Consider the following 23,505-nt stretch of genomic DNA (forward strand, 5'->3'; position numbering starts at 1 on the left):
CATGCTGTTGCTGATCGATGCCGGCAATACGCGGATCAAATGGGCGCTGGCCGACCCGCAGCAGCCGGCGGCATGGCAGGCCTCGGGCGCGGTGCCGCACGCCGGACTGGCCGCACTCGCATCGACCTGGCGTCCTGCCGGTGTGACCGCGGCGATCGTGGCCAACGTCGCCGGTGCCGCGCTGCAGGCGCAACTGGCCGCGCTGCTGCACGATGCACTGAGCGTGACGCCGCAGTGGTTCGTGTCGCGCGCCGAATGCGCCGGCCTGCGCAACGGCTATCGCGAACCGGCGCAGCTTGGCTGTGATCGCTTCGCTGCGATGATCGGTGCGCGGTCCCGCTATCCGGCGCAAGCCCTGCTGGTCGTCAGTTGCGGTACCGCGACCACCATCGATGCGGTCAGCGCGGAAGGCGACTTCATCGGCGGAATGATCCTGCCTGGCCTTGATTTGATGCTCACGGCACTGGCGCGCCACACCGCGCAATTGCCGCAGGTGGAACACGACGCCGTCACCCCGGCGCTGTTTGCGGACCGCACCGATGGCGCCATCTTCAGCGGTTGCCTGGCGGCGCAGGCCGGTGCGATCGAACGGGCGCTGGCCGCGCATGCTGGTGCACGCTGCGTCATGTCGGGCGGAGCCGCGCCGCGTGTCACTGCGGCGCTATCGGTGCCAACGGTATTGATCGATCACCTTGTGCTGCACGGTTTGCACGCCGCCTACTTCGCGACTCCCTCATGCTGAAATTCCTGTTGTGCTTCCTGCTCGTGGCCAATGCGGGTCTGTTTGCGCTGCAGCGCGGCTATCTTGATGCCTTCCTGCCGGACCAGCCCGATCCGCAGCGCCTGCAGCTGCAGCGTGATCCGGAGCGACTGCGCTTGCTGTCATTCGAAGCAGCCACGGCACCGGTGGCCGTCGCTGCGCCGGTCACGCTGGCTTGCATCGAACTGGGCGACTTCAGCGAGCCCGAAGCGGTTCACTTTGAAGCGGCGCTAGGTGCGCTCGACATCCGTAGCACGCCGGTGCGTCGCCGTCTTGCCGAGGAGCCCGCCAGCCAGATCGTGTTCATTCCGTCGCAAGGCGACAAGGAAGGTGCTGATCGTAAATCGGCCGAACTGCGTCGCCTTGGCGTGAAGGATTTTTATGTAGTGCAAACGGCCGGCGAGCGGCACTTCGGGATTTCGCTGGGGGTGTTCCGGAGCCGGGGCGCTGCCGATGCACGGCTGGCGGAATTGACGAGGCAGGGCGTGCGCAGCGCCCGCATCGGCGCGTTTGGCGTCGCCGCCAGCCGCTTTGCAATGCAGTTGCATGACCTCGATGACGCCGGCGTCACGGCGGCCATCGAACTCGCCGCAACGGTAGCAAAAGTCGCACGGCGCGAGTGCGCCGCGCGTTGATCAGAAGTCGATCGAGGCCGACAGCACGACCGTGCGCGGTGCACCAAGTACCAGATAGCCGGCACCCGGATAACCGCCTGCCGACGCCCAGTAATTCTTGTCGGTGAGGTTGTCGACCCGTGCCCGCAAGGTCAGTGCGCGTTCGCCGAACAGCGTCACGTAGCGCGCGCCGACACCGACCCGCGTCCACGACGGCAGCTCCTGCGTATTGGCACCATCGGCATATTGCGACGAAGTGACCACGGTACGACCGGTCAGCGTCAGGCCCCTGGCACCCGGCACATCCCACTCCGCGCCCAGATTGAATTGCTGACGCGGCACGCCGATGGCGTCCTTGCCGTCGTGGATGCCGTCGACAGTACTGACTTGCTTCGCATCGAGGACGGTCAGTCCGCCCAGCACACGCACGCCACGCACCGGCGTGCCGAATACCGACAGCTCCAGTCCGCGATTGCGCTGCTCGCCAAACACGCCGAAGACATTGTTGCGGACATACGCCGACGGTTGTGCCGTGGTGAACACGGCAGCACTCATGCCGACAGTGCCGGCGTCGTACTTGATGCCGATTTCTTTTTGTTTCGACTTGTACGGCGCAAATGTCTGGCCCAGGTTTGTCACGCCGTTACCGCTGGCGACCGCGCCTTGCTGCAAGCCTTCGATGTAGTTGGCATAGACCGACACATCCTTCATCGGCTTGATGACCAGACCCGCCATCGGCGTCACCATGCTCTGGTCATAGCGCGAGGTTTCGGCTGCGCTGGTGTAGTCGTAGCTGACATCCTTGATGGTCTGGTTGCGCGCGCCTATGGTCAGCAGCACGCGATCATTGGCGAAGGACATCGTGTCGGCCAGCGCATAACTCGACAGATTGCTCTTGCGCGTCGTCAGCGGTGCTGCCAGGTTGCCGCCGGTAAAAAACGTCGCGGCAGGCGCAGCGGCATCGACCGGCGTGTAGATGTTGCTGGCCAGCGGGTTGATATAAAAATCACTGAGTGCATACGCATTGCGCGAATCCAGGCTGAAGCCGGACAGCGTCGCGCTCAGGCTATGGCTGACCGGGCCGGTCTGCACGGTGCCGCGCACGCCGATTTCACCGGTGCGTACGGTGTCGCGGCGCTGATTGTCGAAGCGGTACAGCGACGCCGCACCCGTGCTCCGGCTGACCGTCAGCGGCGTGAGCACATTGCCTTCGTTACCGGAACGCGCACCCAGCGCCGCCCACGCCACGACATCCTTGGACAAGTCAACTTCGCCGCGCACGGTGCCGAAGGTATCGCGCTCGTTGGAGTAGGTCCACGGCTGGGCAAAATTACGCGATGCATCCGGCGCTGGCGGCAGTGCAATGCCGCCGGCCAGCGTCACGCTGGGGCGCGGCGCGGTCAGCTTGTGTTCCTGAAAACCGGCATCGGCTGACAGGCGCACATTGGCGGTCCGGTAATCCAGTCCGACCGACAGCACGCTTAACGAGCGCTGTTCGCGGTCGACGGCGGTATCGCCATCACGACGCACGGCATTAATCCGGATGCCCATGGCATTTTCCGGACCGAAACGGCGGCCGATATCGGTTGCCAGATAAGCCTGGCCACCCGATTCGATACCTGCCGTGATTTGCGTCAATGGCGCATTGCCGGCCCGCTTCGGCAACAGGTTGATCGATCCGCCGACCCCGCCACCGCCCGGTGCAGCGCCATTCAAAAAGGTATTCGCCCCGCGAAATACCTCGACCCGCTCCAGCAATTCTGCTGCCACGAACTGGCGTGGCAGCAATCCGAACAAGCCGTTATAGGCAATGTCATCGGAGCTCACGGCAAAGCCGCGAATCATGTATAGCTCCTGATAATTGCCGAAGCCGCGTGCCACGCGGACCGATGGATCGTTTTGCAGCACGTCGGCGACGCTGTGCGATTGCTGGTCCTGGATCAGCGCTTGCGTGTAGTTGGTGCTATTGAACGGCGCGTCCATCAGGTCGGTATTGCCCAGCAAGCCAAGTCGGCCACCGCGCGCCACCTGGCCGCCGGGATAAGCCACCGGCAAGCCCGCCGCCGATGCATCGGCCGAGGCGCTCACCGTGATGCTTTGCAAAACCTGTGGCGCGGCAGTTGCGATGGTAGTGGCGGTTTGTGCCTGTGCCGTAGTGTTGACGAGCAATAAAACAGCTAGTGCGAGGGGGGAAAGCGTGAAATCGAGGGGATTCATGAAGGTAATTTCTAGAAGGAAAGAGGATCGGGCCAATCATATCGACCTAAGGCGTCGTTGGCTAGTCAATGCGAGTGATTTGCATTAAGATCTTCCTTGTTGGCATTTTCTGCCCTTTGCAAAGACCCCGATGCCTCCTGTCACACTGCGCCGCTGGGCCTGGATCCACAAATGGAGCAGCCTGGTCTGCACCGTCTTCATGCTGTTGTTGTGCCTGACCGGCCTGCCGCTGATTTTTCACCACGAGATTGATGGCTTGCTCGGTAATGTCGTCGAGGCACCGTCGATGCCAGCCGCCACGCCACTTGCTGATGTCGACCAGGTACTGGCTGCGGCCAAGGCGCTGTATCCCGGCAAGATCGTCCAGTACATGTCGCGCGAGATCGACGAAGCGCGGATCTGGAATGTCACGCTGGGCGATTTCATCAACGACCCGAACTTTAATTCGATCGCCGTCGATGCCCGTACCGCTAAGGTCCTGGCCGAACCGAAATTCGAAGGCAGCTTCGTTTATGTGATGTTCCGGCTGCACGTCGACCTGTTTGCCGGCTTGCCGGGCATGCTGTTCCTGGGATTCATGGGCTTGTTGCTGATCGTCGCGATCATTTCAGGGGTCGTGCTGTATGCGCCGTTCATGCGCAAGCTGGCGTTCGGCACGGTGCGCCGCGAGCGCACGCCGCGCACCCGCTGGCTCGATACCCATAATCTGCTGGGGGCCGCGACGCTGGTCTGGGCGCTGGTCGTTGGCGCAACCGGCATGATCAATACCTGGGCCGACCTGGTGCTCAAGTATTGGCAGTCGGACCAGATGGCGCAGATGGTCGCGCCTTACAAGGATTTGCCGGTGCCCACCCAGCTGGCGTCGATGCAGCAATCGATGCAGGCCGCGCAGGCGCTGCACCCCGACATGGATTTCGGTTTCATTGCGTGGCCGGGCACGCCGTTCAGCAGTCCGCATCACTACGGGATTTTCATGCGCGGCCGCGATGCGCTGACAGCGCGGCTATACCAGCCGGTACTGGTCGATGCGCAAACCGCGCAAGTGACCGACAGCCGCAGCTTGCCCTGGTATCTGACCGGCCTGCTGATTTCGCAGCCGCTGCATTTCGGCGATTACGGCGGCATGGGCATGAAAATACTCTGGGCTCTGCTTGACGTGGCGACCATCGTTGTTCTGGGCAGCGGTGTCTATCTGTGGCTCAGGCGCGGCGGGCGGGGCCGGAGCGTGACCGGTTTGCCGGCACTGGCGGCACCGGTGCGCAGCGATGCGCTGCCATGACGCGCGCCCTGATCCGCTTGTGGTCCTGGCCGGTGTCGCTGGGCTTGCTGACCATGGCTGGCCTGGTCATCGCGCTGGTGGGCGACGGTTGGTGGGACAGCTTGTCGACGCTGGCGCTGGCGGTCCCGGTCGTAGTCGGGGGCTGGTATGCGCTGCGCCGATGAGGTCGATCAGGGTATTGCTGGCGGGAGTGTTTGCTCCAGCAACTCGCGCAGGCAGGCCGGACAAAAGCAGCTGGCATCGCTGCCGGCCGGCAGCGCCGGCAAGCTCGGTAATAACGTACACCAGCACGGACCGGAGGTCGCCGGATCGACCATGCCGCAGCCGAATTCGGCACCGCAGCGCAGGCAGCGACTCATTCGGCATCCGGCTTGGCCGGGGCGGGCGGCGTCCCCGGCGTATCGGCCGGGATCTCGAACTTGTGCATGGCCCGGCGTAAAAAACCGATCTGCGTATTGAAGGTCGTGCAGGCATCGCAGATAGCCAGGTGCACGCGCACACGGATTTTTTCGAGGATGGACAAGTCGCGGTCCTGGCCTTCCGAGACGAGGCGATGGACTTCACGGCAAGTGGGTTTGAGGCTCATGGCGATTCCTTAGCGAGCGTGGCTGGCGGGCAGATTGCCGAACCAGTGCAGTTCCAGGCATGCGCGCAGACGCAATCGTGCGCGATACAACATGACCCAGGCGTTAGACGTGGTGATCGCCAGTTCCTGACAAATTTCATCGGTGTCGAGCTCCAGCCACTCGCGCATCAGGAAGACCCGCGCGGTGTTGGGCGGCAGTTTTTCCAGGCAGAGTTCCATCACCCGGAAAAAATCCTTCTGTTCCAGCGCGGCGTCGGGATTGCCCCACGGACGCGGTTTGTCGATGGCATGGCCATTGGCGGCGAACAGTGCATCGATCACGTCATCCTCGCTCTGGTCCTCGGTGACAAGAAATTGCCGGGTGCGTCCCGCTGCCCGCAGCGCATCAATGATCTTGAATTTCAGGATGCCGGTGACATAGGTGCGTAGCGTTGACTGGCCGGCAAACCGGTCGGGTTTTTCCAGGACAGCGATCAGCGCTTCCTGCACGACATCGTCGGCCAGTGTGCTGTCACGCAGTTGCAAGATGGCAAATCGCAGCAGGGCCGGTCGCAGTGTTTCAAGTTCCCGGTGCAGTGTTGTGGTCATGGTGAGCGCCTTGTCGTGATGCGGAGATCGCCTGTTGGCGCTTGTACGAAAGGCTAACGGAACGCGTCGCTAAAAACAAGAAATTGCCTGCGAGCCCGGAAACGTTTCGCTGTAAAATCGTCGCAATTCATTTTTGGAATTGCCATGTCCGAACTCCTTCCCGACCTGTTCTCGGTCTCGCCGCAAATCAAGGCTGAAATTCTGGCCGAAGCCCTGCCCTACATCCGCAAGTTCCATGGCAAGACCATCGTCGTCAAATACGGCGGCAATGCAATGACCGAAGAGCGTCTCAAGCACGGTTTTGCACGCGACGTGATCTTGCTCAAACTGGTTGGCATGAATCCGGTCGTGGTCCACGGCGGTGGTCCGCAAATCGATAACGCGCTCAAAAAAATCGGCAAGCAGGGCACCTTCATCCGCGGCATGCGCATCACCGACGAAGAAACCATGGAAGTCGTTGAATGGGTGCTAGGCGGCGAAGTCCAGCAAGACATCGTGATGCTGATCAATCACTACGGCGGCCAGGCAGTCGGGCTGACCGGCAAGGATGGCGGCCTGATCCGCGCCCGCAAAATGAAGATGCCGGACAGCGAAAACCCGGGGCAATTCCTGGATCTGGGTTTCGTTGGCGAGATCGATGCGATCAACCCGGCGGTGGTCAAGGCGCTGCAGGATGATGCTTTTATCCCGATCATTTCGCCGATCGGTTTTGGCGAAGACGGCCAGGCCTACAACATCAACGCCGACCTCGTCGCCGGCAAGATTGCCGAAATCCTGAAAGCCGAAAAGCTGATCATGATGACCAATATCCCGGGCGTGATGGACAAGAGCGGCAACCTTGTCACCGACCTGTCGGCACGCGAGATCGATGAAATGTTCGCCGATGGCACGATCTCCGGCGGCATGCTGCCGAAGATTTCGTCGGCGCTGGATGCTGCCAAATCGGGCGTCAATACGGTCCACATCATTGATGGCCGCATCGAGCATTCGTTACTGCTGGAAGTGCTGACCGAGCAGGCATTCGGGACGATGATCCGCTCGCATTAAGTTTGGCGGTGTGCGTGGACACGGTACCTCCGTGCTCACGCCATCACCCCGGCGACCCGCCAAATCCATAGCGCGCCATCAGTTCGAACGGCGCACCGTTTTCCCTTTCCCGAAAAATCGCGATCCCGTCAATGACCAGCGGTGTCGCCATCGCCTCTGCAAATGCGGCACTGGCTTCCCCCGCCATGGTTTGCGCGACCGTCGGTGCCACGCCCGTCAGGCTATCGCTCAATGTCATGTGAAAACGGAATTCCTCGCCGGTGTACGGATAGCCCCACTGCTGCAGCAAGGCTTGCTGGCGCGATGTCAGCGGCGCGCTCAGCCGGCGCGCCAGTTCGTCCGGGGTCAGCGGGGCACGCAACGCATCGAAATGGACGACGCAGCGTTGCGCCAGCGCGCTGATCTCCGGCACCGCAGCGTCCGCCTGCAGTGCCAGAAAATTTCCCAGCAGCCGCACCGCCGGCAGCGGCACGGTCAGCACCGCCTGCTGCGCGGCAAACCGCTGCGCGCTCGCCTGCAAGCGCGCTTCGTCGCAGCCATCCGCCAGCCGGAACGGCGCTTTCAGCGTTGTATGAAAACCATAGCGACGCGCGTTCCCGCGCAATGGCGTCGTGGCATCGAGGCCATCAAGCTGGTGTTCCGGATCGCGGCCCAGCCAGCGGCAACCGGCCTGCCACCACGGCGAGTTGCTTGCAGGCGCGAAATAAATGGCATAGCGGGAGAGTGCGGCGGCAGGGGGCAGTGACATCGTCAGCAGTCATAAAATGAATCGGTCAGTGATCGTAGCCGAAGACATCCGCCGCGATCGTGCTACCGTCCACCGGTCCTCAACGAATTCATCACCCATGACCCTGATCCGCAACGCTATCCTGATCACTGCGACGCAAGAACTTCCGGGCGCGCTCGCCTTTACCGGCCAGCACATCAGCGCGCTGCAACCCGGAAATAGCGGCCACGAAGGACATGACTGGCACGGCGATCTGCTGTTGCCCGGGCTGGTCGAGCTGCATACCGACAACCTCGAAAAGCATCTGATGCCGCGCCCGAAAGTGGCCTGGCCGGTCATTCCCGCGATCATTGCCCACGATGCCCAGATTGCCGCCGCCGGTATCACGACCGTCTTCGACGCGATTGCCGTCGGCGATATCGATCCCGACAGCATGCGCATGCAAACCCTGCCGGGCTGCATCGCCGGCTTGCATCAGGCGCAGCAGGCCGGCATTCTCCGCGCCGACCACTTTCTGCATCTGCGTCTGGAGTTGGCGTCGCAAGATTTGCTGGAACTGTTCGAGCCGCTGGTCGACGAGCCGCTGCTGCGGATGGTCTCGCTGATGGACCACACGCCAGGCCAACGCCAGTGGAGTGACTTCGATCACTACCGCACCTTCATCACCGGCAAGCGCGGCTGGAGCGATCAGAAAGTCACCGAGATGCTCGACGGCATGCTGGAGCGCCAGGTCCGTTACGCCGATGCCAACCGTCGCGCGGTGGTGTCGCGGTGCCGCGCCCGCGCGATACCAGTGCCGCTCGCATCGCATGACGACACGACCATCGCCCACGTGACCGAAGGCCATGACGATGGCGTGACGATGTCGGAATTTCCGACTACGCTGGTCGCGGCGCGCGCGGCACGGGAACATGGACTGGGCATCATCATGGGCGCGCCAAACCGGGTGCGCGGCGGTTCGCACTCCGGCAACATTGCCGCCTCTGAGCTGGCACGGGCCGGCTTGCTGGATGTGCTGTCGTCGGACTACGTGCCGGCCAGCCTGCTGCACGCGGCATTTCTGTTGCAGAACGACGGACTGCGTTTGCCGCAAGCGATTGCGACGGTCTCGCGCAATCCGGCGCGACTGGCCGGCCTGGATGATCGCGGCGAAATTGCCGTCGGGCTGCGGGCAGATTTTTTGCGGGTGCGGGTGGTGGACGGGATACCGGTGGTGCTGGAGACGTGGAAGGCGGGGGCGCGCATTGCGTAGCCAAATGCCGTCATCTAACCGGTTGATTTTGTTCGTGTTCCGGTACGTTTTGAAAAAACCGTAAAAAATACCGAAAGCCAGTCCATGTCAGAGTGAACCGACCGTGCCGTGCGTGAATACCTGCCGCAGTGGGCCACAAGCGGAGGCGTTTCAGAAAGCGGCGCTCTGGTCACAAAAATCTAGACTCTTCAATCTAGCACGACCGTACTTTTTTAAACTGTTTCCAGCCTATAATCGTCTACCGCGTTTCCCGCGCCCGCTTTCCCACCCCTTATCCGTGAGGTTGTCATGGCACTGCCCGTTGCGTTGCAAAACCTGAGTCTGCCGGTCATCGGTTCGCCGTTATTCATCGCCAGTGGTCCGGCGCTCGTCACTGCGCAGTGCAAGGCCGGCATCGTCGGTTCGTTTCCGGCGCTCAATGCCCGCCCGGCAGCGCTGCTCGATACCTGGCTGACCGACATCAAGGCCGATCTTGCCGCCTACAAGCTGGCCAATCCGCAAGCGCTGGTCGGCCCGGTCGCCGTCAACCAGATCGTTCACCAATCCAATGACCGCCTCGCCCAGGACGTCGAGATGTGCGTCAAGCACCAGATCCCGATCATCATCTCCAGCCTGCGCGCGCCGCCAAAAGAAATGATGGACGCCATCCACAGCTACGGCGGCATCGTGCTGCATGACGTGATTTCGATCCGCCATGCGCAGAAGGCCCTTGAAGCCGGCGTCGATGGCCTGATCCTGGTTGCCGCCGGTGCCGGTGGCCATGCCGGAGCGCTGTCGCCATTCGCGCTGGTCGGCGAAGTGCGCAAGTTTTTCAGCGGCCCGATTGCGTTGTCCGGATCGATCGCCACCGGCGACGCCGTGCTGGCAGCGCAAGCGATGGGAGCTGACTTTGCCTACATCGGTTCGCGCTGGCTTGCCACCAAAGAGTCGAACGTCGATGACGCCTATCGTCAGGCCATCGTCGAATCCAGCGCTGCCGACATCGTCTACACCAACCTGTTCACCGGCGTGCACGGCAATTACCTGAAAAAATCCATCGTCGCCGCCGGCCTTGACCCCGACAACCTGCCGGTCGCTGACAAGACCGCCATGAATTTCGGCTCCACCAGTGCCAAGGCATGGCGCGATATATGGGGTGCCGGCCAGGGCGTTGGCCTGATGGACGACGTGCTGACAGTCGCCGAGATGGTCGCGCGCCTGAAAGCTGAATACGACGCGGCGCGGGCACGCCTCAAACTGTAAATCTGTGCAGATCTGTCGACCAATAGGTATCTTGCAAAAGTAGTTACTTTGCTGCAGCATGGCGCTCCGACGAACCTCTCGCCAGCGCCATGCCTAGTTCGCCACTCTTGCGCTTCAATCCGCTGACCAGCACCACCGATGCCTGACCGGTCGTCGCTGGCGCGTATTGCCCCGTTCGCCACCTACATTGTGTTCATTGCGATTGCCGACCTGCTCACGCGGCTGGGTTTTTCCGCGATGGAGTTGCGCTGGCTGTATCCGCTTAAAATTTCTGTGGTCGTCGCCCTGCTCTGGTACTGGCGGCGCGAGTACGTCGAGATGGCATGGCCACCCGTGGCAGGTGCACGTCACTGGCTCATTGCGGTGGCCGTCGGTGTCGCCGTCTTCGTGGCGTGGATTAATCTCGGGTCAAGCTGGATGATGGTGGCCGCGCCCACTGCCGGCTACCAGCCACTCGGGCCGGATGGCCAGATGGAATGGGGGCTGATCGCCATCCGCCTGGCCGGTGCCGCGCTGGTCGTGCCGGTCATGGAAGAATTGTTCTGGCGCGCTTTCCTGCTGCGCTGGCTGTCCCGGCCCGACTTCCTGCAGGTCGATCCCGCATCGGTTGGCCTGAAAGCGTTTGCCATCACCGCCGTCCTGTTTGCTGTCGAGCACAACCTGTGGCTGGCGGGACTTGTTGCCGGAATTGCTTATAACTTGCTGTATGTGCGCAGCCGAACGCTCTGGTCACCGATACTCGCGCATGGTGTGACCAATGGGATACTAGGAGCGTGGGTTATTGCGAGCGGGCGTTGGGAATATTGGTAACAAGATCACTTTACTGAAGACTGGTTTGGATCACAGCGTAAAATGCGCCAGCCATGACAATACGTCATTCTTCTGTTTGCTAACAACGATGCCGCTTGCCGCTGATCAGCGAGGCGGTGGATTTCCGGAAATCAAAATTATGCTTCGAATCCAATCGCCTGCCTTGATTCCCCTGCCGTTGCTGGCACCGTTGACGATGGTTGTTTGTGCTTTGTTTAGCGGGAGTGCGCTGGCTGGACCCGGAGACGTATTTACGCCCTATGTCGGCATAGTGGTTTCTCATGATGACAACCTGTTTCGTTTAAGCGGTCCGGAAGAGGCTTTGCTGCGTTTGGGAACCAGTAGCTTGTCGGATACTTACCGTCGTCTCAATGTGGGCTTGGCGATCGATAAGCAGATCAGCCAGCAACGGATCACTGCCAATCTTGGATTGAACCGGACTGCTTACAACCGCTTTACCCAGCTCGATAACGACGGCAAGGATTTACAGGTCAATCTGAACTGGCATCTGGGCACGCATGTGGAGGGCAATATCGGAACCACTTACGTGGAGTCGTTGACACCATTTTCCGATTTGCGGGCCACGACGGAACGTAATCTCCGGACGCAAAAGCGGTTGTTTGCAGATGGGGCTTGGCGCTTCCATCCGAGCTGGCAGGTGCGCGGGAGCGTTGCCCAGGACAAGTTAAATTATGCGCTAGCGTCGCAGCGCGGTTTTAACCGCGACCTCAATACTGAAGTGGTCGGTATTGACTACCTGAGCCCCACCAAGAGTTCCGTCGGTATTCAGGCCGGCCATTCGTCCGCATCCTACTTGAGTTCAATTAACAATTACTCCCAAAACGAGCTCAAGGGAAAGATCGACTGGTACGCAACTGGCAAGAGCCGTTTGCAATTCCTCGGTGGATACGTTGAGCGCAAGCATGATGGTGCCCCCGAACGCGATTACAGCGGAACTAATGCCCGGGTGGTTGCGACGCATGCGCTGACCGGAAAAATAGGACTCACCGCGAACGTATATCGTGAAATTGGTTCGATCGATGACCTGATCAACAGTTACTCCCTCAACAACGGTGTCAGTCTTGAAGCGGCATGGGAAATCAGCCCCAAGACCCGGCTGGCTGCCCAGTTGCTCAATGAGCGTCGCAGCTACGCACCGAACGCCGCCCTGGTAGGCCAAGGTGGCGCAGATCGCGAAGATACGTATCGACGAGCATCATTGATAGGCAACTATGCGGCAACCCGCAAATGGAGCCTCCTGTTGATTGCCTATCGGGACCAGCAAACGTCCAACCAGACCTTCGGTAACTATCGCGCAACGGGACTGTCACTCAACTCCCGTTACGATTTCTGACGACAGCTAGTCGATGACCATCAACAACACGCCGCTAGTCTCGTTCTTCAAGCGACTGCTGGACCCGTTCATCATTCTCAGCCTGCTGTACGGATTGACGCTGCTGCACCAGGAAGCTTTCACCGGGTATTACCTGGTATTGGCCATCATCGCTTTCTTTGTGTCCTCCTATGTCTACGAACAGATCGACCTGTATCGCACCTGGCGCAGCGGCCGCTTGCTGGCCTACGCGCGCGGCATCCTGATCGGCTGGATCATCATCGTCGCGATGCTGCTGTTCATTGGCCATGTCACGGGGCTGAGTTACCGCTTCTCTGAACAGGTCATCCTGATCTGGTTTGCTGTCACGCCGCTGGCGCTGCTGGCCAGTCACCTGACCTTGCGCCGTATCGCCTCGAACTTGCGGAATGACGGAGAAGTGCGCTCGGTCGTCATCGTCGGTGCCAATCCGCCCGGACTCAAGCTGGCCAGCCGCATCGCCGAGTATCCCGACCTGTTCATGGCCGTCCATGGTTTCTTTGATGACCGCAGTGCCCAGCGCCACGAAGGCAGCAACGACCTCAAGATGCTCGGCAAGATGGCCGATATTGCTGACTACGTCAGACGCCACGCCATCCAGATGATCTTCATCAGCCAGCCGATGTCGGCCCAGCCGCGTATCCGCAAGCTCATCGATGAATTGCAGGACACCACGGCGTCGATTTATTTTTTACCGGACATTTATGTCTTCGACCTGATGCAGGCGCGCTTCGACAATGTCGGCGGCGTGCCCGTTGTCGCCATTTGCGAGACACCGTTCACCGGGTTCAATAGCGTCGTCAAACGGACCAGCGATGTGGTGCTGGCCACGATGATCCAGATACTGCTGACACCGGTCATGATCGGCATCGCCATCGCCATCAAAGTTACTTCGCCGGGACCGGTGATTTTCAAGCAGCTCCGCTACGGTCTGAATGGCGAAGAAATCATCATCTACAAATTCCGCTCGATGAAGATCCACGACCCCGGTGCGGTCGTTGTCCAGGCCCAGAAAAACGACTCCCGCCTGACACCGATAGGCGGCTTCCTGCGGCGCAGTTCGCTCGACGAATTGCCGCAATTTATCAACGTGCTGCAAGGCCGGATGAGTATCGTCGGCCCGCGCCCGCATGCAGTCGCCCACAACGAGCTGTATCGCAAACAGATCAAGGGCTACATGCTGCGCCACAAGGTCAAGCCCGGCATCACCGGCTGGGCGCAGGTCAACGGCATGCGCGGCGAAACCGACACCCTTGACAAGATGGAAGCCCGCATCGAACTCGACCTTGACTACCTGCGCAGCTGGTCGCTGGCACTCGACTTCTGGATCATCTTCCGCACCATCAAGGTCGTGCTCAAACGCGATAACGCTTACTAGTCCATTCGCGCGGGCACAAAAACCCGTGCCACCCCACAAAATCACCAGTTCCGCAGGGTGCGCACAGCCCCACCGTGCCCGCGCAAGCGCCCCGCTGGCACCCGCCAAGCCCACCGCCCCACCGGCACAGCTCAGCCCCAACGAACAAAATAAAACATGCTGCATCGCATCAGTATCTTTCGGTAAATTGTTATAAATTGTTATATTGATATCTCATAATTGACATGCTCAATATGCTTGTGTAAAGTCAAAAATCTTAAATTTCATGCAGTTATAAGCGCCAATTGTTTAACAATCTCTCCGTTATCCTCAATAAGTGCAGTGCAGCAAAAATTGTTTAAATCAGCAAGCCAGCTCAACAGCGACCAAGCTCAGTCGTCATTCACCCCAGCTGGCAAGCGCGCAGTACCCAATAAAAGGCCTGCCAAATGAACAAATTACAGCTACTCTTAGCAGCACTCATCCTCGGGATCGCAGGCATCGCCAGCGCCGCTGTCCCGATTATCAAAATCAGCACAACAGAAAGCGCGCCATCAGCCTCTTTCAGTGAAAAAAAACAGCCGGCAGACATTGCCGCCAACAACATCATTCCCGGTTCATTCAATGCGTTATCCGGGAACCAGCTGGCAGAAATAATCGGAAACAACCTGTCGGTCATCAAACTGACGTACCGACAAACTGTCGCCAAGGTCCCGTCTCTGCCACTGCCGGAAACCGGTTTGTTGTTACTCATCGTGTTGGGTTTCGTTGTGATGCAATCAGGACGACGTAGAAACGCGACAGGAATCATCAAACTGTAATTGGAGCAGGCAGAAGCAAACGCTTTTTTTGGCAAGGTAGCGAAGTTACCCAGTACAAGGAAGACGTTTACTTTATGTGCCGAATGCAGCGAGCGACGAATATAATGATGTCGATTTAACAAATATCACTTTGATTTTTCACAAGCCTAAGCGGTCCTAAAAAATGAATAAATCGAATTTGACCTACAGCGCAATGGTACTGATGTTGACCCTGGGCTTGTCCGCCTGCGGTGGCGACAAGAAAAAAGAAGCCAGCCAGTCGCTGGTGCGCGTCAACGGTGAAGAAATCACCGTGCTGCAACTCAACGAAGAGTTGGGCCGCACCCCGCCACAACCCACGCCGGCGGCGCAAGAAGCCGCCCGCAAGCAAGTCCTCGAAGCCTTGGTTGACCGACAGCTGTTACTCAACGAAGCCACGACCAACAAGCTCGAACGCGATCCTAAAGTCATGCAATCCATCGAGCGCGCCAAGGCACAGATCCTTGCGCAAGCCTACCTCCAGGGACGCGTCGCCAAAATCGCAAAGCCAACCAAATCTGAAATCGACGATTACTTCGCCAAGCACCCCGAATTTTTTACTCAACGCAAGTCGTTTGACATGAATCAGCTGGTCATTGCCACCAAAGACTTCAGTGACCCGTTGCGCGCCATAATCGACAACGCAAAGTCACTCGATGATGTGGCTGTCTGGCTCGATGGCAACAAGATCCAGTACGGCCGCAACCAGATGACCCGCACCACTGCCGACCTGCCGCCACCACTGGTGACCAAGCTGCAAGGCATGAAAAAAGGTCAGCTCTTCGTCATTAAGGAAAACGATCGTAGCCTGCTGGTCGGTCTCAATGACGTCAAGGACAGCCCAGTCAATGCCGAAGCCGCAGCACCGCAAATCGAGCAATTCCTGCGTAACCAGAAAAGTCAGGAAGCGGCCAAGGATGAACTGGCCCGGCTGCGATCGATCGCCAAGCTGGAATATTTGAACAAGGCCGACGGCGAGAAAGACAAGGCAGTTGCTGCCGGGGCACCAGTCGCCGCGCCAGCAAAAAGCACGGCAACCGCAACCGCAACCGACAGCGCATCAAACGCCGACAACATGGCGCGTGGCGTAGCCGGACTCAAGTAACCCAGTTGGTCTGCACACCACGCAGACCAGCATGACATCGCAAGGTATTCCATGAAAAAAATCGCACTCTGGCTGATGGCACTCACGATGGCGTTTAACGTCAATACCGTTGTTGCCGCCGATGTTCTGCTTGGCCCTGGCGACGTGATCAAAGTCTCCGTCTTTGGCAATCCTGACCTCAGTCTGGAAACCCGCGTCAGTCAAACCGGCAGCATCAGCTTTCCGCTAATCGGCGAAGTCGCCATCGGCGGCCTGGCCGCCTCCGAAGCCGAAAAGAAAATCGCCAGCATGCTCGAAACCGGTGGATTCCTGCGCAAGCCGCAGGTCAACTTGCTGGTAACTGTCCTGCAAAGCCAGCAAGTCTCGGTGCTAGGCCAGGTCACTCGTCCCGGACGTTACCCGATCGACGGCACCCGCACACTCACTGACATCCTGGCATTGGCCGGCGGTGTTGGTCCCGATGGTGGCGATATCGTCACGATAGTGCGTACCCGTGATGGCCAAACCACCAAGGAAGCGATCGACCTGGTCGAGATGATGCGTTCCGGCGACTTCAACAAAAACCTCGAGCTGACCAGCAACGATGTTGTCTACGTCGAGCGTGCCCCCCGTTTTTACATCTACGGTGAAGTGCAGCGTGCCGGCTTCTTCCGCCTCGAGCGCGATATGACCGTACTGCAAGCCTTGTCGGCAGGCGGCGGACTTAGCCCGCGCGGTACCGAACGGGGAATCCGGATCAAGCGACGTGATGCCGATGGAAAGCTCTCGGAGATCAGCGCCAAGATGGACGATCTGCTGAAAGTCGACGATGTGGTCTTCGTGAAAGAAAGTATGTTCTGAGGCGCGCAATGAAAACCAAAGCGGGCATCCCGACCCGCAAATAATGCATCGTGTTGCTAAGCATCGAAGTCCATTTGGAAAGTGAATCATGAATTTAAGCCAGTTGCTGTTTGCCCTGCGCGCCCGCTACAAACTGATCCTGCTGACGCTGGTGTTGACCGTAACGGCAACGGTTGTGGTCAGTCTGTTGCTACCAAAGACCTATTTGGCCAGCACCGCGCTGGTCGTCAATTACAAGGGTGTCGATCAGGTTACTGGCCTGTCATTGCTCACACAGATGCAGGCCGGCTATGTCGCCACCCAAGTGGACATCATCAAGAGCAAAAGCGTCGCCTTCAAAGTCATCGATGAATTGCGACTGGCAGACAGTCCCGCAGTACAACAGCAGTTCCTTGATGCAACAAATGGCGTCGGCACCATTCGAGACTGGCTCGCCAATCTGCTGCTAGCCAACGTCGATGTCATCCCCTCGCGCGAAAGCAGCGTACTCACTATTGTCTTCAAAGGAAGCGAGCCGCAATTCGTCTCCGCCGTCGCCAACGCCTTTGCCAAGGCGTATATGCAACTGACGGTGCAGCTGAAGACAGAGCCTGCGCAGCAAGCCTCCGGATACATCAATACCCAGATCAAAGAATTGCGGGACCGGTACGAGCAGTCGCAAAACCGCTTGTCCGACTATCAGCAAAAGAACAATATTTTTAGCGCAGACAACCGTCTCGATGTAGAAACCGCGCGCCTCAACGAACTATCGTCACAGCTCGTTCAGGTGCAAGGACTCGCAATGGAAGCGGTCTCGCGCCAGCGTCAGGCAACCGGTAATGCCGGCGAATCTCCTGATGTACAAAACAACCCGTTGATCCAGGGTCTCAAATCGTCGCTGGCCGTTGCCGAAGCAAAGTTCAGCGAAATCTCCAAGCGGCTCGCTGAAAACCACCCGCAATATATTTCTGCCAAAGCAGAAATCGACAAGATGCGTGCAACCCTCAACGAACAAGTGATGACAGCCTCGGCCAGTGTCGCTACCAGTGCCCGGATCTACCAGCAACGCGAAGCAGAACTCCGCTCGGCACTGACCACCCAAAAGACCAAGGTTATGGCACTCAATGGTGCCCGCGATGAGTTCAACATCCTCACCAACGAGACCGAAAACACCCGTCGTGCGTACGAAGCTGCTTCCCAGCGCTTCAACCAGACCAGCCTGGAAAGTCAGTCCAAGCAAGCGGACATTGCAGTACTCACAGCAGCCACAGCGCCAGGATCACCAGCGGGACCACGTATCTTGGTTAACACCGTGTTGTCATTCGTGGTCGGCCTACTGCTAGGCGTTGGTGCAGCACTTGGCATGGAGTTCCTGGACCAGCGTATCCGGTCGGCATCGCAGTTATCAGAAACCTTCGGTCTGCCAGTACTCGGCATCATCGAAAAATCCCGTGCGATTTCTCAGAAGCGTTCGTACAAGCCCTTGCGCCACCCGGGTGATGGCTTTCCGATGACGACAGGCAGAACATGACCTGCACCGAATTCGTTAGCACAATGCGCCGTATCAGCACAACGATCACCACGGAGTACCAGTCATGAACCAGAATCCCCCTCTGCAGCCAGGCGTCATTACCGAGTTTCGCAACAAGTCGCAGGCCGTTGTGCCGGACCGTTCGATCGGCTCCATTCTCGTCAATGTCGGCCGCTTGACAGCGCTCGATGCTGAAAAAATCATGCGTTACCAGCGCGAATGCAACGTCCGTTTTGGTGACGCCGCGATCGAACTGGGCCTGTTGAAGCCAGCCGATATCGACTTTGCCCTGTCACGTCAGTTCGAATACGCTTATCTGTTACCCGGACAAAGCAAAATCAGCGAAGACGTCGTCGCTGCCTACGAGCCATTTACCAATCGTGTCGAAGCCCTGCGCGCACTGCGCAACCAGCTCATTGCTCGCTGGTTCCAGACCGGACCTGAACGCCGTGCACTAGCTATTACCAGCGCCGAACGCGAAGACGGCAGAAGTTTCCTGACATCCAACCTCGCGGTGGTCTTTTCGCAGCAAGGCCAGCGCACATTGCTGATCGATGCAGACATGCGCAATCCGCGTCAGCATCAATTGTTCAATCTCGAAAACCGGGTCGGCCTGTCATCCATCCTGTCCAGCCGCAATGGTATCGAGTCAATACAGAACGTCCCTGAACTCGAAAACCTGTCCGTGCTGACAGCTGGTGCACCACCACCCAACCCGCTTGAACTGCTCGGTCGTCCGCTCTTCAGCGAAATGCTGCAGGAACTGGCAAGCCAGTTCGATGTAATCCTCATCGACACCCCGGCCGGTGACGAATTTGCCGATGCGCAGACCATCGCCGCACGAGCCGGTGCCGCCATCGTCGTCACTCGCCAAAACGTCAGTCATGTGAGCAAGGTCGGCGACCTCATTGGCCGCCTGTCCGAAACACGCATCCAGCTCGTCGGTACCGTACTGAACAATTTCTGACGCCATGGCCACCACACTGAGCCAGCCAATCGCGGTCAATCGCGCGCAGTTCCTGCCATGGATCTTGATCCTTGTTGGCTTATGTGCAGTGTATGGGCCAACGTTCTATGACCTGTTTCACGGCGCCTGGAGTACCGAGAAGAACGCCCAGGGCCCGATCGTCATGGGCGTCTCGTTCTACTTCCTGTATTACCGCGTAAAGCAGTTGCTTGAGCGTGGCTTGTTCGATCGATCACCTGCGCCGGTCGTCGGCAGCCTGATGCTGGGTTTCGGGTTGCTCTGCTACGCTGTGGGTCGTTCGCAAAGCGTGCTGTTGCTGGAAGTCGGTTCGCTGGTTGTTGTGCTGTCAGGCATGGTGGTGACGTTCTACGGCGTACGTACCTGGTCACGGATGTGGTTCGCTTTCTTTTTCATGCTATTCATGATTCCGTTGCCCGCATCGGTGGTGGACGCGGTAACGCAACCTCTGAAAATTGGCGTTTCCTATGCGACCGAACACCTGCTGTATTGGGCTGGCTATCCGATCGCCCGCAGCGGTGTGATTCTAACCATCGGTCAGTATCAGTTGCTGGTTGCCGATGCCTGTGCAGGATTGAACTCCCTGTTTGTCCTGGAAGCGCTCGGTCTGCTGTACATGAACCTCGTACGTCATTCGTCGGTTGTGCGCAACGTAGTGCTGGCTACCCTGATCGTACCGATATCGTTCGCGGCCAATACCATCCGGATTATCTTCCTCGCACTAATTACCTATTATTTTGGCGACGCTGCCGGACAGGGCTTTGTCCATGGATTCTCCGGCATCGTCCTGTTCCTCAGCGCGTTGTTACTGATCATTAGTGTCGATGGCGTAATCAGCCGGCTCGTGCGCGACAAGGCGGTAACGCCAACTTTACCGGTTGGTCTTAGTTGTGCATCGAAGTCAGTTAGGCTCAAGGCCTGGCGAGCTGTTAGGGCGGTCACTAGCAAAGCATCGCTGGCTATCATGCTGGCCATGTTCGTGGCTGTCGGTGCCACTTATGCACTGACGCCGGTGATGGGCAAGTCCAAGGCGATGGCACCACTGGCGACCAGTGTGCCGACGCAATTTGGAGAATGGACAGAAATCAAATCATTGATTGTTCAAGCAGATTTGACTGCGATGGAGGACGGGAAAAAAAGCATAGATCAGCCCTATGACGATGTACTAACGCGCACTTACGTCAACAAAGCGGGCGATCAGGTGATGTTGGCTTTGGCCTATGCCAAAGAGCAACGGCAAGATGTGAAGATTCACCTGCCGGAAGTGTGTTACCCAGCGCAGGGATACCAGGTATTGTCAAATATTCCGACATCGTTGGCGGTGCTTCCGGACGGCGGCTCCGTTCCCGGAAAACGATTGCTAACCACAGGGAACGGCCGAACCGAGGCTGTGAGCTATTGGGTACGGATTGGAGACGCCTATCCCAGAGGTGGATTGGCTACACGTTTGAAAATTTTCAGAGATGGCATTGGTGGCAACGTGACTGATGGAATGCTGGTTCGGGCGTCGATGTTGATAAACGATGCCAAGGATTCAGAAAGAGCATATAAAATCCAAGAAGATTTTTTAAAAGAAATTGTGGCGGCCGTAAATTCGAACAGTAATGTCTTGATTAATTGAGTGACAATTAATTAATAAAATCTATGTTATTGAATTATAAATACGTAAAACTACTCAAAGAAATCGGTGGCTAAGTTTAAATGCGGGCAAGTAATTTTACATTATTTGTCCTGATGCACTCATTCAACATTAGATCATTTTGTCCTTCATGCCAACCCCCGTGCTAAATAGAAATACCCTATGAAAGATGAACTGGAAAAAGGTGTTGCCTGGCTCGCCGCTTCAAAAATACTAGTAAATATATTAGCGCTTTTCAGTACTTTACTACTCGCTCGATATCTTAGTCCGGATGATTTCGGCGTTGCGTCATTAGCTTTTTCAATACTTGCGATCATTGGCGCTTTAACTGAACTGACTCTCGGTTCCGCTCTGATTCACCATGCAAATCCCACTGATGATCATTTCCATACGGCATGGACTCTGAACTTATGCAGGGCGATGATAGTTGGACTAATACTGGCTATTGCTGCACCAATAGCGGCTGCTATTTATAAAGAGCCCCGGTTGATTAATATTATGCTTGTGCTTGGCGCTTCGGTTGCAATGTCAGGATTTAATAATCCGAAGACGATCTTATTTTTAAGAAATCTCGTTTTCTGGCAAGATTTTTTAATTAGCGTGTCACAGAAACTGGCAGGTTTCATTGCAGGTGCTTTGATTGCAATCATTTACCAAAGTTATTGGGCATTAGTAGTCGGAATGCTGGCTTCTCAAATTGTCGGAATTATAGTGTCTTATGTTGTTATTCCTTTCAAACCTAAATTTATATTCCGATATACAAAAGAGCTTTTATCTTTTTCGGTATGGTTAATGCTGGGGCAAGTAATTAATACTTTGAACTCAAAGCTAGATTTTCTTTTGATCGGTGGGGTGCTGGGCAGACCCGCTCTCGGTTATTACACAGTTGGCGATAACCTTGCGTCAATGCCGTCTAGGGAAATGATAGCTCCACTTCAATTTACGCTTTTCCCGGGCTTTGCAAAAATCAAAGACGATTTAGATAGGCTAAAACAAGCCTACAAATCTGCTCAAGGATTGATTTCTGCCCTTGCACTGCCAGTTGGCTTCGGCTTCGCCTTGATTGCTCACCCCCTTGTGTTGCTATGGATGGGAAGCAAGTGGCTGCCTTCGGTGATTGTTATCCAAATTCTGTGCTGTATCTTTGCGATTCAAACACTGAGCTCATCGGTTCACCCGTTAGCTATGGCAAAAGGTCAGACGAAGCTGTTATTTCGAAGGGATGTATTGAATTTAGCGATACGTTTACCGATGATTTTAATCGGCATGTATTTCTGGGGGCTGCTGGGGATTATTTATGCAAGGGCCATTTCCGGGTTAATTGCTATGTATATCAACATGAGATTTGTTCGCAATATGATTGGAATAGGGGTTGTCGAACAATTAGGATTTAGTATGCGGTCAGCCGTTAGCGTCATAATAATGGTCCTTGGTGTCCTGTATATCGAATATTTAATAGGTCAAGATGGAACATCAACTGGATTATTCTTAAAGTTGATCGCCTTTATAGCTGTTGGTGCTTTCTTGTATATATCAACACATTTGATGCTTTGGAGGATGGCAGACAAACCCCACGGTCCGGAAGTTGAAATACTAAGAATTATTAATAAAATATTAAAGAAAATTTAACGATAAAACCATTATTCAAAATGTATCAAGGATTTTTTAGATTTCAGTTCGTTTATTATCTGGTACTTAAAAATTCGAATTGGAATTTCTGTGTACCAAAATTCAATATACCAATAATAAAATTATTCCGGAAATATTTATATGAAAAAAATATCGGTGATCATACCTGTTTTTAATGGCGCTCAATTTATTGCTGAGACTGTCAGGTCGGTTCTTAGGCAAACATATAAAGATTACGAATTAATTATTGTCAATGATGGTTCGGCTGATGGCACTCTCGAAAAGCTGAAAGAATTTGGGATGGCGGTAAATATAATTTCCATTCCGAATGGAGGTGTATCAAATGCTCGAAATACAGGTATTAAAGCCAGTTGTGGGGAGTACATTGCATTTTTGGATGCAGATGATTTATGGGAAGAAAATAAATTAGAGCGGCAAATGAAAGTTTTTGAGCAATACCCTGATGTAGGGTTTTGCTGTTGCAATTATGTTCAGGAAAATAATGGAGTCAACCATTTCGATTTATTTTCAGACGACCATGCATTGATTATTGATGCGCCTATGAGCGAAAGCTCTGTCGTCACACTAATAAATTCTAATTTCGTTGGTACTTGTTCTAATGTAATAATTAGGAAAAGCGTTTTGAGTCAGACCGGGCTGTTTAATACTGCACTAAAGCAGGCTGAAGACTATGATTTATGGCTTCGATGCTCTTTGGTGACAAATTTTTTCGTTATGTCAGACGTTTTAATAATTAAAATAAATCACGAAACCAATTTAACAAATAATCAGTTGGAAACATGGCAATGCCACGAAAAAGTACTGATGATGAGGTTGTCAGAAAAAATATATGTGGGCCGAAAATCTCTAATTACCTTAACGAATAAAAAATTATCGGAAGCGCAATATTATATTGGAGACATGTTTTTTAATAAAAGTGAATACCTAAATTGCTTAAAATACTATATTTCGGCTTTGCGCTCAAATAAAGAATTAAAAAACTATATTATTTTCTTGAGTTATATTTTGAAGAAAGCAAGTCGCTTGATTCTTGAGTTTTCGAAAGTTCGTGTTCGATACCGTGAGAATTAACAATTTTTTAAATTG

Annotated in this window: 23 protein-coding genes; 18 read left to right on the top strand and 5 right to left on the bottom strand. The window is 56.1% G+C overall.

The features are described from left to right. Nucleotide 1 precedes the first annotated feature (1 nt). Together RHM62_RS02120 and RHM62_RS02125 are read left to right on the top strand one after the other, a co-directional pair. Nucleotides 2-742, top strand: a complete 741-nt coding sequence (locus tag RHM62_RS02120) for a type III pantothenate kinase (RefSeq protein WP_322123941.1) — start codon at nucleotides 2-4, stop codon at nucleotides 740-742. After that, nucleotides 736-1,395, top strand: coding sequence for an SPOR domain-containing protein (locus tag RHM62_RS02125; protein ID WP_322123942.1), 660 nt, complete (start codon nucleotides 736-738; stop codon nucleotides 1,393-1,395). The genes RHM62_RS02120 and RHM62_RS02125 overlap by 7 nt, the downstream gene beginning before the upstream one ends. Here the strand turns inward: RHM62_RS02125 and RHM62_RS02130 are convergent, their stop codons facing one another. After that, the gene (locus RHM62_RS02130) at nucleotides 1,396-3,591 is read right to left on the bottom strand and encodes a TonB-dependent receptor (protein ID WP_322123943.1); all 2,196 of its coding nucleotides are present in this window, start codon (nucleotides 3,589-3,591) and stop codon (nucleotides 1,396-1,398) included. Between the two features lie 130 nt (nucleotides 3,592-3,721). Here RHM62_RS02130 and RHM62_RS02135 point away from each other — a divergent pair, with 130 nt between their 5' ends. Both RHM62_RS02135 and RHM62_RS02140 read left to right on the top strand, forming a co-directional pair. Continuing rightward, nucleotides 3,722-4,870, top strand: coding sequence for a PepSY domain-containing protein (locus RHM62_RS02135; protein WP_322123944.1), 1,149 nt, complete (start codon nucleotides 3,722-3,724; stop codon nucleotides 4,868-4,870). After that, nucleotides 4,867-5,034 carry a hypothetical protein gene (locus tag RHM62_RS02140; protein WP_322123945.1) on the top strand — a complete coding sequence of 56 codons (168 nt, stop codon included), beginning with the start codon at nucleotides 4,867-4,869 and terminating at the stop codon, nucleotides 5,032-5,034. Before RHM62_RS02135 ends, RHM62_RS02140 begins: the two co-directional genes overlap by 4 nt. 6 nt (nucleotides 5,035-5,040) lie before the next feature. Here RHM62_RS02140 and RHM62_RS02145 read toward each other — a convergent pair whose 3' ends face one another. The 3 genes from RHM62_RS02145 to RHM62_RS02155 are packed head-to-tail and all read right to left on the bottom strand — an operon-like array spanning nucleotide 5,041 to nucleotide 6,044. After that, nucleotides 5,041-5,229: a cysteine-rich CWC family protein gene (locus RHM62_RS02145; RefSeq protein ID WP_322123946.1), complete on the bottom strand. Its 189-nt coding sequence runs from the start codon at nucleotides 5,227-5,229 to the stop codon at nucleotides 5,041-5,043. Continuing rightward, complete coding sequence (locus RHM62_RS02150; protein WP_322123947.1) at nucleotides 5,226-5,456, bottom strand: zf-HC2 domain-containing protein; 231 nt, start codon at nucleotides 5,454-5,456, stop codon at nucleotides 5,226-5,228. The genes RHM62_RS02145 and RHM62_RS02150 overlap by 4 nt, the downstream gene beginning before the upstream one ends. A gap of 9 nt (nucleotides 5,457-5,465) precedes the next feature. Beyond that, nucleotides 5,466-6,044: a sigma-70 family RNA polymerase sigma factor gene (locus RHM62_RS02155; protein ID WP_322123948.1), complete on the bottom strand. Its 579-nt coding sequence runs from the start codon at nucleotides 6,042-6,044 to the stop codon at nucleotides 5,466-5,468. 144 nt (nucleotides 6,045-6,188) lie between these two features. Between RHM62_RS02155 and argB the strand changes: the two genes are divergently transcribed. Beyond that, nucleotides 6,189-7,091, top strand: a complete 903-nt coding sequence (gene argB / locus RHM62_RS02160; RefSeq protein ID WP_009666875.1) for an acetylglutamate kinase — start codon at nucleotides 6,189-6,191, stop codon at nucleotides 7,089-7,091. Nucleotides 7,092-7,134: 43 nt separating this feature from the next. On the opposite strand, the gene RHM62_RS02165 is transcribed toward argB, so the two are convergent. Further along, entirely contained in the window at nucleotides 7,135-7,839 is a 705-nt protein-coding gene (locus RHM62_RS02165; protein WP_322123949.1) for a DUF1045 domain-containing protein, read from the bottom strand. A 97-nt stretch (nucleotides 7,840-7,936) separates the two neighbouring features. Here RHM62_RS02165 and RHM62_RS02170 point away from each other — a divergent pair, with 97 nt between their 5' ends. The 13 genes from RHM62_RS02170 (at nucleotide 7,937) to RHM62_RS02230 (ending at nucleotide 23,490) form a co-directional block, all read left to right on the top strand. Continuing rightward, on the top strand, nucleotides 7,937-9,070 hold the full coding sequence (locus tag RHM62_RS02170) for an alpha-D-ribose 1-methylphosphonate 5-triphosphate diphosphatase (RefSeq protein WP_322123950.1): 1,134 nt from the start codon (nucleotides 7,937-7,939) through the stop codon (nucleotides 9,068-9,070). A 288-nt stretch (nucleotides 9,071-9,358) separates the two neighbouring features. Further along, entirely contained in the window at nucleotides 9,359-10,312 is a 954-nt protein-coding gene (locus tag RHM62_RS02175) for a nitronate monooxygenase family protein (RefSeq protein ID WP_322123951.1), read from the top strand. A gap of 138 nt (nucleotides 10,313-10,450) precedes the next feature. Continuing rightward, a complete protein-coding gene (locus RHM62_RS02180) occupies nucleotides 10,451-11,122 on the top strand; it encodes a CAAX prenyl protease-related protein (RefSeq protein WP_322123952.1) in 672 nt (223 codons plus the stop codon). A 25-nt stretch (nucleotides 11,123-11,147) separates the two neighbouring features. Beyond that, nucleotides 11,148-12,476, top strand: a complete 1,329-nt coding sequence (gene epsL, locus RHM62_RS02185; protein WP_322123953.1) for an XrtB/PEP-CTERM-associated polysaccharide biosynthesis outer membrane protein EpsL — start codon at nucleotides 11,148-11,150, stop codon at nucleotides 12,474-12,476. Nucleotides 12,477-12,489: 13 nt separating this feature from the next. Continuing rightward, on the top strand, nucleotides 12,490-13,872 hold the full coding sequence (locus tag RHM62_RS02190) for an undecaprenyl-phosphate glucose phosphotransferase (protein WP_322123954.1): 1,383 nt from the start codon (nucleotides 12,490-12,492) through the stop codon (nucleotides 13,870-13,872). A gap of 428 nt (nucleotides 13,873-14,300) precedes the next feature. Continuing rightward, nucleotides 14,301-14,672, top strand: coding sequence for a hypothetical protein (locus tag RHM62_RS02195; RefSeq protein WP_322123955.1), 372 nt, complete (start codon nucleotides 14,301-14,303; stop codon nucleotides 14,670-14,672). A gap of 163 nt (nucleotides 14,673-14,835) precedes the next feature. Beyond that, nucleotides 14,836-15,795, top strand: coding sequence for an EpsD family peptidyl-prolyl cis-trans isomerase (locus RHM62_RS02200; RefSeq protein ID WP_322123956.1), 960 nt, complete (start codon nucleotides 14,836-14,838; stop codon nucleotides 15,793-15,795). A 51-nt stretch (nucleotides 15,796-15,846) separates the two neighbouring features. Then, nucleotides 15,847-16,635: a polysaccharide export protein EpsE gene (epsE, locus tag RHM62_RS02205; protein ID WP_322123957.1), complete on the top strand. Its 789-nt coding sequence runs from the start codon at nucleotides 15,847-15,849 to the stop codon at nucleotides 16,633-16,635. 88 nt (nucleotides 16,636-16,723) lie between these two features. Continuing rightward, nucleotides 16,724-18,145 carry a chain length determinant protein EpsF gene (gene epsF / locus RHM62_RS02210; protein ID WP_322123958.1) on the top strand — a complete coding sequence of 474 codons (1,422 nt, stop codon included), beginning with the start codon at nucleotides 16,724-16,726 and terminating at the stop codon, nucleotides 18,143-18,145. Nucleotides 18,146-18,209: 64 nt separating this feature from the next. Beyond that, nucleotides 18,210-19,112, top strand: coding sequence for a chain length determinant protein tyrosine kinase EpsG (epsG, locus tag RHM62_RS02215; RefSeq protein ID WP_322123959.1), 903 nt, complete (start codon nucleotides 18,210-18,212; stop codon nucleotides 19,110-19,112). Between the two features lie 4 nt (nucleotides 19,113-19,116). Continuing rightward, on the top strand, nucleotides 19,117-20,751 hold the full coding sequence (gene xrtB / locus RHM62_RS02220) for an exosortase B (protein ID WP_322123960.1): 1,635 nt from the start codon (nucleotides 19,117-19,119) through the stop codon (nucleotides 20,749-20,751). A gap of 180 nt (nucleotides 20,752-20,931) precedes the next feature. Further along, the gene (locus RHM62_RS02225; RefSeq protein WP_322123961.1) at nucleotides 20,932-22,398 is read left to right on the top strand and encodes a lipopolysaccharide biosynthesis protein; all 1,467 of its coding nucleotides are present in this window, start codon (nucleotides 20,932-20,934) and stop codon (nucleotides 22,396-22,398) included. Nucleotides 22,399-22,539: 141 nt separating this feature from the next. After that, complete coding sequence (locus tag RHM62_RS02230; protein WP_322123962.1) at nucleotides 22,540-23,490, top strand: glycosyltransferase family 2 protein; 951 nt, start codon at nucleotides 22,540-22,542, stop codon at nucleotides 23,488-23,490. The last annotated feature ends 15 nt before the right edge of the window (nucleotides 23,491-23,505 follow it).

It is taken from the genome of Actimicrobium sp. CCC2.4, assembly GCF_034347385.1.
GTDB lineage: Bacteria > Pseudomonadota > Gammaproteobacteria > Burkholderiales > Burkholderiaceae_D > Actimicrobium.